General features: G+C 52.1%; 16 protein-coding genes. 11 read left to right on the top strand and 5 right to left on the bottom strand.

The annotated features are described in order from the left end of the window. Positions 1-618: 618 nt before the first annotated feature. Positions 619-909: a type II toxin-antitoxin system RelE/ParE family toxin gene (locus PMI41_RS15320; RefSeq protein WP_008126329.1), complete on the bottom strand. Its 291-nt coding sequence runs from the start codon at positions 907-909 to the stop codon at positions 619-621. Next, the gene (locus tag PMI41_RS15315) at positions 906-1,151 is read right to left on the bottom strand and encodes a CopG family ribbon-helix-helix protein (protein ID WP_008126327.1); all 246 of its coding nucleotides are present in this window, start codon (positions 1,149-1,151) and stop codon (positions 906-908) included. The genes PMI41_RS15320 and PMI41_RS15315 overlap by 4 nt, the downstream gene beginning before the upstream one ends. Before the next feature lie 979 nt (positions 1,152-2,130). Between PMI41_RS15315 and PMI41_RS15310 the strand changes: the two genes are divergently transcribed. From PMI41_RS15310 to PMI41_RS15270, 9 genes are all read left to right on the top strand, one after another. Next, on the top strand, positions 2,131-3,036 hold the full coding sequence (locus PMI41_RS15310; RefSeq protein WP_008126326.1) for a FadR/GntR family transcriptional regulator: 906 nt from the start codon (positions 2,131-2,133) through the stop codon (positions 3,034-3,036). A 1-nt stretch (position 3,037) separates the two neighbouring features. Further along, entirely contained in the window at positions 3,038-4,225 is a 1,188-nt protein-coding gene (locus PMI41_RS15305) for a PLP-dependent transferase (RefSeq protein ID WP_008126325.1), read from the top strand. Positions 4,226-4,262: 37 nt separating this feature from the next. Further along, positions 4,263-5,534 carry a sugar ABC transporter substrate-binding protein gene (locus tag PMI41_RS15300; RefSeq protein WP_040855329.1) on the top strand — a complete coding sequence of 424 codons (1,272 nt, stop codon included), beginning with the start codon at positions 4,263-4,265 and terminating at the stop codon, positions 5,532-5,534. A gap of 71 nt (positions 5,535-5,605) precedes the next feature. Beyond that, positions 5,606-6,532, top strand: coding sequence for a sugar ABC transporter permease (locus tag PMI41_RS15295; RefSeq protein ID WP_086003533.1), 927 nt, complete (start codon positions 5,606-5,608; stop codon positions 6,530-6,532). Beyond that, positions 6,532-7,380, top strand: coding sequence for a carbohydrate ABC transporter permease (locus PMI41_RS15290; protein WP_008126319.1), 849 nt, complete (start codon positions 6,532-6,534; stop codon positions 7,378-7,380). The genes PMI41_RS15295 and PMI41_RS15290 overlap by 1 nt, the downstream gene beginning before the upstream one ends. A gap of 15 nt (positions 7,381-7,395) precedes the next feature. Further along, positions 7,396-8,466: a sn-glycerol-3-phosphate ABC transporter ATP-binding protein UgpC gene (gene ugpC, locus PMI41_RS15285; protein WP_008126317.1), complete on the top strand. Its 1,071-nt coding sequence runs from the start codon at positions 7,396-7,398 to the stop codon at positions 8,464-8,466. A gap of 197 nt (positions 8,467-8,663) precedes the next feature. Continuing rightward, positions 8,664-9,434: an amino acid ABC transporter substrate-binding protein gene (locus PMI41_RS15280; protein WP_008126315.1), complete on the top strand. Its 771-nt coding sequence runs from the start codon at positions 8,664-8,666 to the stop codon at positions 9,432-9,434. A gap of 85 nt (positions 9,435-9,519) precedes the next feature. Next, positions 9,520-10,200 carry an amino acid ABC transporter permease gene (locus PMI41_RS15275; protein WP_008126314.1) on the top strand — a complete coding sequence of 227 codons (681 nt, stop codon included), beginning with the start codon at positions 9,520-9,522 and terminating at the stop codon, positions 10,198-10,200. Next, positions 10,200-10,970: an amino acid ABC transporter ATP-binding protein gene (locus PMI41_RS15270; RefSeq protein ID WP_040855323.1), complete on the top strand. Its 771-nt coding sequence runs from the start codon at positions 10,200-10,202 to the stop codon at positions 10,968-10,970. Before PMI41_RS15275 ends, PMI41_RS15270 begins: the two co-directional genes overlap by 1 nt. Before the next feature lie 11 nt (positions 10,971-10,981). Here the strand turns inward: PMI41_RS15270 and PMI41_RS15265 are convergent, their stop codons facing one another. From PMI41_RS15265 to PMI41_RS15255, 3 genes are all read right to left on the bottom strand, one after another. Further along, positions 10,982-12,067, bottom strand: a complete 1,086-nt coding sequence (locus tag PMI41_RS15265) for a diguanylate cyclase (RefSeq protein ID WP_008126312.1) — start codon at positions 12,065-12,067, stop codon at positions 10,982-10,984. Positions 12,068-12,359: 292 nt separating this feature from the next. Continuing rightward, complete coding sequence (locus PMI41_RS15260) at positions 12,360-12,944, bottom strand: glutathione S-transferase C-terminal domain-containing protein (protein WP_008126311.1); 585 nt, start codon at positions 12,942-12,944, stop codon at positions 12,360-12,362. 2 nt (positions 12,945-12,946) lie between these two features. Beyond that, positions 12,947-13,438 (bottom strand): SRPBCC domain-containing protein, encoded by a 492-nt coding sequence (locus PMI41_RS15255; RefSeq protein ID WP_008126308.1) that lies wholly within the window; start codon positions 13,436-13,438, stop codon positions 12,947-12,949. A 172-nt stretch (positions 13,439-13,610) separates the two neighbouring features. Here PMI41_RS15255 and PMI41_RS15250 point away from each other — a divergent pair, with 172 nt between their 5' ends. Together PMI41_RS15250 and PMI41_RS15245 are read left to right on the top strand one after the other, a co-directional pair. Continuing rightward, the gene (locus PMI41_RS15250) at positions 13,611-14,588 is read left to right on the top strand and encodes a helix-turn-helix domain-containing protein (protein WP_052025908.1); all 978 of its coding nucleotides are present in this window, start codon (positions 13,611-13,613) and stop codon (positions 14,586-14,588) included. 107 nt (positions 14,589-14,695) lie between these two features. Continuing rightward, a complete protein-coding gene (locus tag PMI41_RS15245) occupies positions 14,696-15,997 on the top strand; it encodes an MFS transporter (RefSeq protein ID WP_008126306.1) in 1,302 nt (433 codons plus the stop codon). The last annotated feature ends 100 nt before the right edge of the window (positions 15,998-16,097 follow it).

Below are 16,097 nucleotides of genomic sequence, written 5' to 3'. Positions count from 1 at the left end.
AGTCACATGATCTTCGTCATCATCCAGCGATCTCAGTATAACGACCAATCTTTCATCAAGCCCCTCTAATGCAGACATGGTATTTTGAAAACTGTCCATCGCCTCAAGTTCGTTACTGGCAATAGTACACCAGTACATGCTGCCTTGAACGTACCAATTAGATCGCGCAATTTATTGTCACGCACCCTCACCCACAACAAGGTAATCTTGATTGTGGCTGCAAGCGACCCTTCATTGATGTCGTCTGGCAACTTACTGCGATGCCATACGCCGGACTTTCGCGAATTGATGGTATCGTGATAATGAATCTGACCGTAGCTCGCCCTAGTTGCGGAATCGCCTCTCTCAGTTCCAAAAGCGTAGCACGTTGGAATTCAGCCCTCCGCAGACGATTGCATCACGACGTTGTTCACGTCGTGCCTTGCGCTCCCGTTCGCGGGTCCGACGATCTGTAAGTGCGTCGAATGCTCCTTTGAGGACCAAACCTAGAACAAGCGTGACTACCGGAAACCAAGTTTGAGACGATATATTGAAATCCATCATGCCGACCCATAATGATAAAGGGCAATCGGGTTCAATGATGAAACGACTACCTGGTTAAATTGAAACCGGACACGGTTAAAATGTCTGCGGCCAGCGCTGATGAGCATGCATGATGGTGAGAATCTCGATGTCCCGACTAATGCGATACGGGATGATGTAAGGAATATCCGCAAGAGCAATCTCGCGGGTGCCTTTGATGCGACCTGGCCGACCGCTTGCCGGAAATTCCGCGAGAATATCCACGGCCGCCACGATCCTTGCGACCACGCGAGCTGCCGCATCGGGATTGTCCTGCTCTATGTAACTGCCGATTTCATCGAGCCGTCTCAGCGCCCTCAACGTCCAGCGGATTCTCATCCCACTCATGATTGACGGGCAGACTTCACGTACTTCCTCACTACCTTCGCCAGATCTTCAGCGCTGGCGAATTCTCCATGATTGGCCTCGATCAATCCAGCTTCAATTTCAGCAAGCTGCCATTCTTCGCGGGCTATGTAGTCCTCGATGGCCTGCGCAGCCATGTATGAGCGTGAGCGGTCAAGTTTTTCCGCGAGCTGATCGAGTTTGGTCGCGGTCTCATCTGGTACGCGAACGGTGAAAGCAGTCATGAGAATAACCTCCTTGGTTCACTTAGATTATTGTGTAACCATTTTGGTTCGTCAAGGTTCTAGCCGCATATGGTTTCAGGCAATTATAGAAATGCCTCCCCAAAATAAGTCTCGACCTAAAGTGTTGTGGAGCTTCAATTCTGTGTCAGGTTGATAGGCGAGGAATTTGTAGTAACTACCAAATAACTGATCACTGCCTGCTCCACCGTATCAATTTCGGTTGGCAATCCGCGCGCGGAAGAACAGCTCAAGAGTGGAAATTTCGCTTACTCGCATCCGAAGTCTATATTTGCGTGAGCCATTGGATAACCCAGACCTTAGTCGAAGGCGCTCGCCATTTCCGATTGTCAGAGAGGTCTGCAATTGAACGCACCGCAAAGGCGTTCCGAATTCCGGCCAACAAAAGTTGCCGTGGTGGGTCGCGGTTCGACCCCAATCGCCCAACAATTTTCACATGCATAATCTGGTGTAAGCAACCCGACGAGGCCGGGGGGCATATTCCACCTTACGATAAAATTGAGCATCCGGGTGCAAGCCCGTTGTTGCATTGGATGGAGCGACCGATCGGGACCACTGCTTCTGGTTTGATCGGGCGTTGTGTCTCGATACCGAGGGCGTTCATTACCACACCTCAAGGTGCGGGTATCGCGCTGACACAACGGTCGGTTGTGGCCCACATGAAGTTTGCCTCCTATGGCGAGCCAAGAACAGATTTTTCGAGTTGGTTTCCCTCAATATTAAGATGGGTGCGAGCAAATGAACGGATTGGGGGAGCAAACAAGCCAAATTTGGAAGTAAAATTGTAATCTCAGGCTGTATTTTAGTTGTTGTGAGTTGCAAAACGACCCGTTTTTGCGCGTGTAGCGTTCAATTGCACTGATTGAGTCCCTGGTTTCAAGGAGTGTGTCGTCACTCAAAAATGACCTTCTGAATTTCCATATACGTCCTCTTGTTGTTAGCGCGGTCATGCGAAAAATTCATGAACCAGCCTCAGGAGGCCATTTCATTATCAACCACCCGGGTCAAGAAAAAAGACAATTTCCAACGCGGTTTAAATCAATATTGCCGTTTGACTCCCTGTTCGTTTCGTGTTGAATTGGCACAATGGTCCAACCAATTTAGAAAGCGTGTTCACTTGATCAGTCCGATCCTTTCTCCAGTGCATACACATTCGCGCGATGACGCGGTGCTGCAGGCGCTTGTGGGATTTGTGACGGATGAAGGGTTGGCTCCCGGCGACAGATTGCCGACTGAACGTGTCCTTGCCGAACGTCTGAAAGTAAGCAGAACCACCGTGCGCGAAGCTCTTACGCGCTGGCAGGAACTGGGCCTTGTGGAACGGCGGCAAGGCAGTGGCACTTACTTGAAAGCTGCCGTCACCCGCAACATGCTGCACATGCCTTTAACCTTGGCATCCGGCAATGATTTCAATAGCTTGATGCATACTCTGGAAATCCGCAGGGGTCTAGAGGCGGAGGCTGCGGCCCTGTCTGCCGAACGCGTCAGCGATAATGACATCGCGATGATCGAGCAGAAATTGATCAAGATGGAAGAAGCTTTTCACGAGCGGCATGGTATGTCCGCTGACGAAGATTGGGACTTCCACCTCGCTGTTTTTCGCACCTCTGGTAACCCACTGTTCGAGCAGATCATCGCTGCGATGTATGAGATGTTTCACCGGTTCTGGGAGCATCCGCTCGGCGTGCGCGACTTTGGTCACGCCAGCTTTCCTTATCATCGCACCTTGTACAATGCGATTGCGGCGCGCGATCCTATCGCGGCCCGCGCCGAAGCATTGAAGCTCATCGCCACGGTCGAAGACGATCTGAAGCGCGGTGCAGCCAACCTGAAAAAGCAAACCCAGAAAAGCCGAGTTCGAGTGTAGAATGAGCGATAATCCTTACTTCCACGATCAAGACATGATGGCGCAAGCTGCAACCCTTCTCGCGCATGATGATCCTTTTCCTGGTGGTTCGGTTGTACCGCCGATCTATCAGACCTCGCTTTTCACCTTTTCAAACTACGCCGAAATGGCCGACGCTTTTGCCGGTCGTAAAAAACAACCAATGTACTCCCGCGGCGATAATCCGACCGTTATGGAGTTTGAAAACAAGATTGCTGCGCTGGAAGGCGCTGAGGCTGCAAGGGCATTTTCCAGCGGCATGGGCGCTATCAGCGCAATGGTTTTAGCCTTTGTGGGAGCAGGGGATCGCATCGTTTCGGTCCGCAATTGTTACGGTGATGCCTACCGCCTGTTTGAGCGTTTATTGCCTCATCTTGGCATCAAGGTTGACTATGTGGATGGCTCCGACCCGGATGCGGTAGCGGCAGCTTTGCCGGGTGCCAAGCTGCTCTATCTTGAGAGCCCAAGCTCGATGATGTTTGAACTGCAAGACATCGCCCATTATGCGCGTCTTGCCAAACAGCATGGCGTTGTAACGACCATTGACAATTCTTGGGCAACGCCGCTTTTCCAGAAACCGATCAGCCATGGCATTGATCTTGTTATGCATTCCGCATCCAAATATCTTGGCGGTCATAGCGATACTGTTGCAGGTGTTGTTTCCGGCTCGCGCGAGATGATCGACCGTATCAATGGGCGCACCTACTCTTATCTCGGCGCAAAACTTTCGCCTTTTGAAGCCTGGCTGCTGCTGCGCGGTCTGCGTACGCTGACGTTGCGGCTGCCGCATCACATGAAGAGCGGCCTTACCATAGCAGAGCGGTTGAAGGCCCACGGCAATGTCGAGCGCGTCATGCATCCGGTCTATTCCAACCATCCCGGCAAAGCCACGCTCAGCGGTTATTCTGGACTGTTTTCATTCGAGGTTACAGACGATATCGACGTGCCCGCTTTCGTCGATACGCTCAAATTGTTCCGCATCGGCGTCAGCTGGGGCGGGCATGAAAGCCTTGTGGTTCCGGCGCTCGCTTCGTTGCAGCAGACGCCGGATGCAAACTCGATCGGGCGCTTTGGCGTAAGCCCCCGAACGATCCGCCTGCATGTCGGGCTTGAAAATGTTGAGGAGCTTTGGGCGGACCTCGCTAACGCATTCACCTCGGCAAAACGCTGAACTTAAAACAAAATGGGAGCATAAAATGCAAAAGAAAATGGGAACATTTCTGGCCAGTGCGATCGCCGCATTGTCCATGACCGTATCGGCAGCCTTTGCCGACACGACAATCAAGATGGTGGAGGTTATTACCAGCCCCCCACGTACGGAACTCTTGAAGAAACAGATTGCGAGCTTCGAACAGGCCAACCCTGGCACCAAGGTGGAACTCGTATCGCTTCCATGGGGGCAGGCTTTTGAAAAATTTCTGACCATGGTTCAGGCTGGTGACACGCCGGATATTGTCGAGATGCCGGAGCGCTGGATGGGCCTTTATGCCAATAACGCCCAGCTTGAAGATCTTGGGCCCTATCTCGCCAAGTGGAAAGATGCAGGAACGCTCGGCGATCGCGCCAAGCAGTTCGGCTCGGTTGTCGATAACAAGCAATATATGATCCCTTACGGCTATTATATTCGCGCCATGTTCTGGAACAAGAAGCTCTTCGCCGAGGCCGGACTTAAAGAAGCTCCGAAGACGCTCGACGAGTTCATGGAAGCCAACAAGAAGATTTCTGCAATCCAAGGCAAGTACGGTTATTGCCTTCGCGGAGGTCCGGGCGGCTTCAATGGCGTTCAGATGTTCATGAATATTGCGAATGGCAAGGGCGGTTATTTCAATGCCGACGGAACCGCCACGATCAACGAAGAAGGCTCTGTAAAAGGCCTTCAGATGCTGGCCGATATCTATAAAAACGGTTACGCCCCAAAAGACAGCGTAAGCTGGGGATTCAATGAAATTGTCACCGGTTTTTATTCCGGAACCTGCGCAATGCTTGATCAGGACCCCGATGCGCTCATCGGTATTGCTGAAAAGATGAAGGCGGAAGACTTCGGCGTTGCTCCTTTGCCAACCGGACCAAACGGCAAATCCTATCCAACACTGGGCTATGCGGGCTGGGCGATGTTCGCAGATTCGGAAGTCAAGGATGATGCCTGGAAGCTGATGGCCACCTTGCTTTCACCTGAGGACAATATCGAGTTTGCCAAGAACGTTGGCGTCCTGCCTATTCATAATGGTGCGGACAAGGACCCATATTTCGGCGCGGAAGCTTTCAAAGGATGGTTTGAAGAAATCAACGATCCGAAGACTTTCGAACTTGTTACGCCGCCAACCCATCTGGAAAACCTTGGCAATTTCTACGACTCCGTTTCAGTCAAGAATTTCCAGGAAGTTCTGTTGGGACAGAAAACCCCAAAAACTGTTGCTGACGAATGGGCCGCTTTCCTCACCGAACAGCAGCAAGCCTGGATGGCCAAAAACAAGAAATAATCTGAGTTAAATGAATGCTCCGGCGCACTGTGTCGGAGCATTTCCATTATTGAGGGGCCCTATACATGGTCATGCAATCAACAGCGGCAGGCTTGCCGCAGGGAAATGGCCGGGAAGTTGGCAAGCGCCGCTTCGCGACTGTTTTCGAACCATGGCTCTACCTGAGCCCCGCACTTGTTTTGCTTCTGCTTGTGCTCGTTGTCCCGCTGATATTCGGTATCAGCTATTCATTCCGCAAGTTTTCGGCGTTCAAGTCTGAGTTTGTCGGTCTCGGACAGTATGAGGCGCTTCTACACGATGCCAATCTTGGTCAGGCATTGATGAATACGCTGTGGTGGACAGTTGCCAGCCTCGTCCTGCAGTTCTTTCTCGGCCTTGGATTGGCGCTCCTGCTTGACCGGGATTTCTATGGCAAGAAAATCGTTCAGGCGATTGTATTTCTGCCATGGGCAGTGCCATCTTTCCTATCAGGTCTCACATGGGCATGGCTTTTCAATCCCATTGTCGGTCCATTGCCGCACTGGCTTGTTGCGTTGGGATTGAAGTCCGAACCCACCAATATCCTTGCCGATCCAGCTACCGCAATGTGGGGCCCAATCATCGCAAATGTCTGGTTCGGCGTGCCATTCTTCGCCATCACGTTGCTGGCTGCCTTGAAGTCCATTCCGGGAGAGTTGCACGAAGCAGCTGCTATCGATGGCGCAAGTCCATGGCAGCGCTTTATGAAAGTGACGCTCCCGTTCCTTGCGCCGACCATCGCCATTACGGTCATGCTGCGCACGATCTGGATCGCCACATTTGCCGACCTGATCTACGTCATGACTGAAGGCGGGCCTGCCGGGTCAACCAATACCGTCGCGACCTACATTTACGTCAGTGCTTTCAAGACGCTGGACAAGGGTTACGCGTCCGCCGTTGCAGTGCTTTTGCTTGCACTTCTCATCCTCTACGCGATCGTCTTGATCCGCATCCGCAAATCTCTCGTGAGGTATTCCTGATGATCGCCGGTCGCTCACGCAAAGCCAAGATTCTTGGCGGAATAGGTCTTTATGGTGCGGTCGCTGCCTATGTGATCTTTGCACTCTTTCCACTGTTCTGGACGCTTAAAATTTCGGTTACCCCGCAGTCTCTTCTCTATTCCGAAGGCATAACACTTTGGCCCTCTTCGGCAACATGGGAGAATTACACGACTGTTTTGCGCGCTACGGATTTTCCGCGCTATTTCGTCAACAGCGTAATCGTCTCTGTCATTACTGCAGTGCTTGTTACAATCATTGCCTCGGCAGCCGGCTATGCCATGTCACGCTTCTCTTTCCGCGGCAAAACAACTGTGGCTGTTACGCTGCTTCTGACGCAAACCTTTCCATTGGTCATGGTCATTCCACCCATCTATCGCATTATGGGCCAACTTGGGCTCACGAATAGCCTGACCGGTCTCATCATCATTTACACAGCCTTCAACATCGCCTTCGCAACATTCCTGATGCAGTCATTCTTCGATGGCATTCCAAAAGATCTGGAAGAAGCAGCGATGATCGATGGCTGCAACCGCAGTCAGGCTTTGCGCCGCGTCATCATTCCTCTCACCTTGCCGGGCATGGGTGCCACATTAGGGTTCGTTTTCACTGCCGCATGGAGCGAGTTGCTCTTCGCATTGATGCTTATCAGCAGTGACAGCCAGAAAACCTTTGCCGTGGGCCTGCTCACATTCATCGGCAAGTTCGCGGTGGACTGGGGTCAGATGATGGCTGCTTCGGTGCTCGCTTTAATACCCGCATGTATCTTCTTCGCCTTCCTGCAACGATACCTCGTCACAGGCCTCACGGCCGGTGCGGTGAAGGGCTAATAGGGACTTAACGATATGGCTTCTGTCACAATTACCAACGTTCAGAAAAGTTATGGAGCGATGAATGTGCTCTCGGCTGTCGATCTTGATATTCCCGATGGCGAGTTTGTCGTGCTCGTCGGCCCGTCCGGCTGCGGAAAATCAACCCTGCTGCGCATGATTGCCGGGCTTGAAGAAATCTCTGCAGGGGAGATCAAAATCGGTGACCGCGTCGTCAATGACGTTGCACCAAAGGATCGCGACATTGCAATGGTGTTTCAATCCTATGCGCTCTATCCGCATATGGATGTTGGTTCGAACATGGGCTTCAGCCTGATGCTGCGGAAGACCGCCAAGGAACTGGTTTTGGATCGTGTCAGCAGTGCGGCCAAACGGCTGGGGCTGGACGTGCTTTTACAGCGTCTTCCGCGCCAGCTTTCCGGCGGCCAGCGCCAGCGTGTTGCCATGGGCCGAGCCATTGTGCGCGATCCCAAAGTGTTTCTTTTTGATGAGCCACTATCCAATCTCGATGCAAAGCTTCGCGTCCATATGCGCACCGAAATCAAGGCTTTGCACCAGCAATTGAAAACGACTTCGGTCTATGTAACCCATGATCAGATCGAAGCAATGACCATGGCTGACCGGATAGTCGTCATGCATGACGGTGTCATCCAGCAAGTCGGAACTCCACTGGAATTGTATGACCACCCAGCCAATATTTTCGTAGCCGGGTTCATCGGCTCTCCGGGTATGAATTTCCTGCCGGCTGTTGTGCGTCGCCAAGGCGATAAAGCCTGGGCTGAACTGAGTGACGGCCAGACCATTGATTTGCTGCCTGAATTGAAAGTCGAAGACAGCGAACGGGTGACTATTGGAATTCGTCCGGAAAACATCGAGGTAGGCGGCGGTAACGGCCTGAAGGCACAGATAGAAGTGATCGAGCCACTGGGGCTATCGACACAATTCTATACGAAACTTTCTGGTCATCAGACTTGCATATTCGCAATGGGCAGAACAGATCGGGGGCCGGGAGATACAATTGGTCTTGGCATCAAGGCCGCAGATGCCCACCTTTTCCACGGTACTACGGGTCTGCGTATTGTTTAAAAGAACTTCCTCGTTCTAACGACTTCATGGGCAGAAATAATATTCCTGATATCACCTAAAATGTGGTATCAGTTTCGCATAAAGTTGAAATCAAGACGCATGAATGCCTATACAGGCGATCTCGAAAGTGACATTTTCCAATCATTAGCCTAAATGCGTACAACAAACGCATGGCATAGAAATCGGATGGAAACAAAATGAACTGGCTGAAATCAATCGTTGTCGTAGGCGCCCTCGCAATAGCACCTGCACACGCACTGGCAGGGTCGAACCTTGAAGAAATCAAATCGGCAGGCGTTCTCAAGATCGGTACCGAAGGCACCTATGCGCCATTCACCTATCATGACGCCGCCGGCAAACTTGTAGGCTTCGACGTGGAGATTGGCGAGGCCATCGCCAAGGACCTTGGTGTTAAGGCCGAGTTCCTCGAAGGCAAGTGGGACGGTTTGATTGCCGGTCTTGACGCAAAACGCTACGATACGGTTATTAATCAGGTCGGAATTACTGAAGCCCGCAAGGCAAAGTATGACTTCTCTGAGCCTTACATCGCCTCCAAGGCAGTGCTGATCGTGAAGAGTGACAATGAAGAAATCAAAGACTTTGCTGACCTGAAGGGCAAGAAATCCGCTCAGTCGCTTTCCAGCAACTTTGGCAAGATTGCCCAGAGCAATGGTGCAGAGCTCGTTGGCACAGATGGTTTTGACCAGTCCATTCAGCTTTTGCTCAGTGGCCGTGCAGACGCCACCGTCAATGACAGTCTTTCCTTCCTCGATTTCAAGAAGCACAAGCCGGATGCCAATGTAAAAATTGCAGCTGAGCAGAAGGATGCAGACTTCTCGGGCATCATCATCCGCAAGGGCGAGCCTGAATTGCTGGCGCAAATCAACAAATCGCTTGAGAAAATCAAGGCGGATGGCACTTACAAACAGATTGCCGACAAATATTTCGGTCAGGACGTTTCCAAGTAATCATCGTTTACGGCGAACGAAATTTACGCTCTAACAGGGCAGGGGTTTGTTCCCCTGCCTTTGTTTTTCAGGGGAGAGCAGGTCCGTGCCCGGTTGGCTGAATTTGATGCTTGAATCTTTGCCGTCGCTGTTATGGGCCGGCTTGATCTTCACTATTCCACTGACGCTTTTGTCCTTCGTGCTCGGGCTGACTGTGGGTCTTATCGCCGCGCTTGTCCGGCTTTTTGCGCCGGCGCCTTTTGCAGCCATCGTCAAGTTCTACGTCTGGATCATTCGCGGCACCCCGCTTCTGGTCCAGCTCTTCCTGATCTTTTACGGTCTGCCAAGTGGTGGGATCGTTCTGGATGCCTTTACCGCTGCATTGATCGGCTTCACGTTGAACATTGGCGCATATACCTCAGAAATTCTTCGCGCCGTCATTTCCTCCGTCCCAAAGGGACAGTGGGAAGCGGCCTATTCGATTGGCATGAACTGGTCGCAAGCCATGCGGCGAACGATCCTGCCACAAGCTGCCCGCGTTGCCGTGCCACCCTTGTCGAATACGTTTATATCGCTCGTGAAGGACACGTCTCTCGCTGCCGCAATTACCGTGCCCGAGCTTTTCCAAGCGGCACAGAGGATCGTGGCTACCACCTATGAGCCTCTTATTCTCTATATAGAAGCTGCAATCATCTATCTGATCCTGAGTTCCGTACTCTCATCGCTACAGGCGAGGCTGGAAACGCGTCTCAATCGCTATGGTGGCTTTCTGGAGGCCCGGTCATGATGATTCAACTGAAGAACATCGAAAAGAACTTCGGCGACCTTCAGGTCCTCAAGAGCGTTTCTTTAGATGTTGCGGAAGGCGCAGTAATGGCGCTCGTCGGCCCATCGGGAGGTGGCAAAAGCACCTTGCTCCGCTGCATCAATCTTCTCGAAATACCCACCGCAGGCAGTGTTGAAATTGCGGGAGACCGACTCGAATTCCAGGCGGGCAGCAGACCTGCCATGAAGCAAATTCAACTGTTGCGGCGTCATACGGGGATGGTGTTTCAAAACTTCCAGCTTTTTCCTCACCGGACAGTTATCGAAAACGTCACCGAGGGGCTGACAACCGTTCTCAAATGGCCAAAGGAAAAAGCGAGGGAGCGCGCAACAGCTCTTCTGGAAAAAGTCGGCCTTGCTCATAAAGCCGAGGTCTGGCCCTCAACGCTTTCCGGTGGACAGCAACAGCGCGTGGCAATTGCCCGCGCTTTGGCGCCATCGCCGAAAGTGCTTCTTTGTGACGAACCAACCTCAGCCCTTGACCCTGAGCTATCCGGTGAAGTGGTCGACGTGCTGGCCCAATTGGCACGGGAAGGCACGACGATGGTCATGGCCACGCATGATTTGCGCCTGGCGTCGCGCATTGCGAATGAAGTGATCGTACTTGATGGCGGGGTTATCGTTGAAACGGGCTCTTCGCGTGATATCTTCACTCAGCCGAAGCAGGAGCGCACCAAGCGTTTCATCGCAACATTGACCCATGAAGGGCACACGCATGGTGAGGGCATTTAGAGCCCTTTCGCTCAAGCTACTTCCACGCGATTTCGGCCACTCAATTTTGCGTGGTAGAGCGCCTTGTCGGCAGCCTTGAGCAAGGCTTCCATACTTGCATATTTATCACCGAGACTGGCTACACCCGCGCTTACGGTCACGTGAACGCTTTCCTGCCCAGTGAGGAAGTCCGTGTTTTCAATCTCGCTTCTCACACGTTCCGCCAGTTCATTGGCAACGTCCTGTTCTGTATCAGTGAGCAAGAGCAATATTTCCTCGCCGCCATAGCGCACGACGACGTCGGTAAGTCGTACATTCTTCTGGATTATAGCAGCAACATCGGCCAGTACCGTATCGCCCGTATAATGCCCCAGCCTGTCATTGATGGTTTTAAAATGGTCGATATCGATCATTATCAGCGAACAATGGGTCGAGTTTGCGCGGTTATCATTCATTGCCCTGAGCGCTGCTTTATCGAATGCCCGGCGGTTTTGCAGTTTGGTCAAGGGGTCAACCGAAGCTTCGTGCTCCAAGGCGCGAATTATTCTCAAGCGGGATTTTTCCCTCTCCAAGAAGTCGACGATGATGACGACATTGAGGATATTGGCCACGACGATCGCGATCAAAGGTGGTCCGATAATTGTTTCCACGACCTGCTCGGGCAGCAGAAGAACCGAAACTATCGAAATGGAGGCAGCAAGTCCGGTCAATACAGAGCGCCCAATGCCGATTGGAATCTTTCTGACCGGAATACGGGTCATTGCATAGCTGATGATGCAGAGGAGCGTGATTGAAGCCAGACCGGGCACTGCACCAATTCCGCCAAGCCATATGCGATAACCCGCTATCAAAACTGCGGCGATCACTGTCCCGATTGGTCCGCCGTAAGGATAGACAATCGCCAGCAGCGCTGTGCGTCCATCGAAGAACACGCCCGGCGCTATTGTTACCGGATCGTTCATCGACAAAATAGCACCGACAGCGAAAAGCACGCCAACCGCCGCGCCCTTTTTCCAACCTTTCGGAAAATTGCGAATGACTATCGAATAGGAAAGGATGACGAGCGCGGTTACCCCGAGTATCCGCACAATCCCCGTTGCCAGTATGCTTAGATCCATTTCATTCTCAACACGCACATAACCCGTAGCCGGTTTAACACCCGGTATTTGAAACCTCGTCAGCGGGACAAAAAAACAAACGTTCAAATGCCAACAAGAGTTTCATATCATCTTTGCCCGCAATCAAAACACCTGATTGGTTAAGGTTTTACCCGACAAAACCGACGATTTTGCCTATGATAGATATCATCCACAAAATCGTCAGCTATTGAAAAGAATTCTGATGAAACTTCTGTGAACTATGGCCTGACCTCTCATATCGGGTTTTAGAGAGGCCGGAACCACGATCTCATCAGGTAGCCAATCCTTCTTCCTGCAATGCCCGCTGTACCGAGGGCAATTGCTCAATTGTGTCCCGATACTCCAGAAGCCGAGTCGACACCTCCATGTTCACCATGCGGGCCCAGCGGAGCATCACATAGAGAAACGCGTCAGCCACACTAAAGTCATTGCCCAACAGGAATTTTTTGTCATGCACTTGGGTAAGATAGGCAAACCGTCCGGCGACCATTTCACTCAAGTCTTTTTTCGCTTCATCGCCGGGTAGAAAAAAGGAAAAGACAAACGGCTTTTGAATTTCACTCGATATGAAAGCCAACGTTTCCGTAAGCCTGTCATCGTCCGGTGGCGATTTTGAGAAGCGTTCTGAATTTTTAGAAATCCAACGAAGGATTGCAACGTTCTCTGTAAGTTTCCTGCCGTCGTCAAACTCCAGCAAAGGCACATAACCCTTGGGATTTACGTTATTGTAGTCCCCGGGCTCATTGATCGTTCTGGTGAAAACATCGACCTTGATAAGTTCCGGTTCATGACCTGCTTCGGCAAGGGCGATATGCCCGGCTAAAGCACAGGTGTCGGGAGAATAGAAATACCTCATTATTAAACCCTCTCCATTTGACGCGTTGCGCCCGCTTTAAGTTCAACATAAGCCGCGAGGCCATCAAGCATCGCTTCCCATCCGGCCTCGTGTCCCTCCGGCGTATCAGCGCCATCGAAGTAAAAGCCTGATTCAGTAAATTGCAACAGCGTTTCATGACCTTTGTCGTTAAGTGTGATGATCACGGTTCCAACAAAGATCAGTGCACCGGCATGCGAGATCGTCGCGGTGTAAACGATACGCTCATCGGTTCGAATGTCTTCATATCGAACGGTGTTAATGTAAGGCACTGTGCCGGTTACTCCGAAGGTGCAGATATCCGTATGTCCTGTCCGGAAATCGAACTCATCATAGGACATTTCCCACGCTTCGCCCGGGGCACTCCATTGCATAATGGCGTCCTTATCTGCCCAGGCCGCAAACACATTGTTGACATGTGCTCTAATGCGGCGTTCAGCTGTTACTGTGGCATAGGCTATGGTCTTGTCGAGCATCACGTCCTCCTTGATTAAGCACTGGCAGGAGGTTACGTGTTCGAGCTACCTCGGGTTAGAGGCGAGATGGACAAAACCGGGGCATTCATGCCATTTTGGCCTTATGTTTCCTAAAAGACTTCCCGCTGCGCCATTGACTGTCAGTATCCTCGTTTTGCCTGAAACAGCACCAATGGCTGTCTTCGGTCTGTTCGAAGTCCTGGGGTCTGTCGGCAATATCTGGCCGTTGCTGACCGGGGAAGTCACGGAAGTACGGTCAATAAAGCCGCAGATCGTCGCTCGCCAATCACAGGGCTTCACGTCGGCCATTGGCATCCCGATAACTCCACATGCGGTTATCGGACCAGACCACCGTCCGGACGTTATCATTGTCTGTGACATTGAGTTGCCGTTAAAGGGCGGCCCTGAGGGGCGTTGGCGGGGTGAAATCTTATGGGTACGTGAGCAGGTGAAACGGGGAGCCGTTGTCTGCTCGACATGCAGCGGTTCAGTTCTTCTGGCAGAGGCCGGGTTGCTGGACGGCCAGAATGCAACGTCGCATTGGAGCGCGTCCGAACTTTTCCGCGATCGCTACACTGCCGTGAAGTTCCGACCGGAGCGCATTCTATGTGACAGCGGTCACGATGGCCGGTTGATCACGACAGGTGGAGCTTCATCCTGGCAGGATCTCGCTCTCTATCTGATCGGCCGTTACTGCGGACCGGCTGAAGCAGTGCGGGCCTCAAAGATTTTCGTCATCGGCGACCGAAGCGATGGACAATTGCCGTTTGCGGCGATGACCCGCCCTCGACAACACGAAGACATGGCAATCGCGCAATGTCAGGTATGGATTGCAGATCATTACGCAGAGCCCGCGCCGGTCACACGTATGGTACAGCAAACCGGCTTGCCTGAACGCAGCTTCAAGCGACGCTTCAAAATCGCGACCGGATATACCCCTGTCGATTATGTTCAAGCGCTTCGCATAGAAGAGGCGAAACAGATGCTGGAGACAACCGACAAGGGCATCGAAGATATCGCAGCCGAAGTAGGTTATGAAGACCCTTCCTTTTTCCGGCGCATTTTCAAGCGTCAGGCCGGCCTGAGCCCGGCTCAATATAGAAGGCGGTTTGGCGTGATAGCAGCGGTTCATGGGGAAAACATTTCTTGAGGGGTGGACCAATCCAGAACTGGGGGATCAACTGATCCTTATGCGAGTCCCTGTGCGGACAGGCCACAACTTCCGTTGACGAGAAACACCCCCTGAAAGGATACATCATGCAGAATCCTCATAAAGTGCCGGTGCGTAACCTCGCGGCCGCCGTCATTGGCAACGCACTCGAATGGTACGACTTTCTCGTCTTCGCCTTTATGACACCCATCATTGCGCGTTTGTTTTTCCCGGTCGATCCATCTGCATCCAGCAGTGACCTTAACGCCATTCTCATGACAACCGCCATCTTTGGCGTCGGGTTTTTGATGCGTCCGGTCGGGGGCATTGTCCTTGGACTCTACGGTGACAAACATGGTCGCAAGGCCGCCATGGTGCTGATTACGTCGCTCATGGCCGTGTCGATGGCAATAATTACATTTGCTCCGACTTATCAGGCAGCCGGTGTTTTGGCACCACTGCTGATCCTCATTGCACGCCTGGTACAAGGCTTTTCGGCAGGGGGTGAGTTCGGCACGGCAACTGCACTACTCATCGAAATGGCACCTCGTGAAAAGCGTGGCTTTTACGGTTCGTGGCAAATGACCGGCCAGATGATCGGACTATTGATCGGTGCTGCAGCCGGAACCTTGATGACTGTCTATTTCAATCAGGAGCAAATCGAGGCTTGGGCCTGGCGCATTCCATTTTTTGTCGGCCTGATCATTATTCCCGTTGCCGTCTACATTCGCCAGCGCCTTGACGAGACAGAAGTATTTCGCAATGCCAAGCGCGAGGAGGCTGTCAAAGGCACGCACATCAGCATCGGTGAATTGTTGGCGAACTCGTGGCGTGAGACTATTCTTGGAATCGGACTTGTGGCCGCTGCTACGGTTACGGTTTACATCACTTTCACCTATCTGGTGACCTTTGCAACCAAGATACTCCTGTTACCACTTCAGAAAACTTTTGAGGTGCAGATGCTTGGCGCATTCTGGGTCGTCGTCCTGACGCCCTTGATGGGCATTCTCTCGGACAAGATCGGCCGCAGCAAGCTGCTTATTACTTCGCTGGCGCTGTACCTGGTCATATTGTTTCCGCTTTACTCATGGCTGACAGCCGCCCCCACGATCGGCAGACTGATCGTGGTTCAATTGGCAACGGGGCTGTGTGCAGCTGCATTCTTCGCCGTGTTCAGCACGGTTATGGCCGTGCTCTTTCCAACACGCGTAAGGTCTTTGGGGCTATCTATCTCCTACAACGTCGCCGTCATGCTTATTGGCGGCTTTGCGCAGTTTATTGTGACATGGTTGATCCAGAAAACCGGATCGCCCATGGCTCCAACCTATTACGTCATGTTCGGCGTGGCGCTTGGTCTGATTGCGGCAGTCGTCCTTGGTAAGCGGGCAGATAGCGACGAGCATTTCTGACAAATGCGGCAGAGATAGTAATTCTGTAGTTCATTGAATTTTTAGCAAGCTGTTCTTTGACGACTGGCTTGTTAAAGGAAAATCTGGGTGCCTCTGAAAA

Source organism: Phyllobacterium sp. YR531 (assembly GCF_000282595.1).
In the GTDB taxonomy this organism is placed as follows: domain Bacteria; phylum Pseudomonadota; class Alphaproteobacteria; order Rhizobiales; family Rhizobiaceae; genus Phyllobacterium.
Note: the sequence above shows the minus strand (reverse complement) of the source record. Positions and strands in the feature narration are given on the sequence as shown.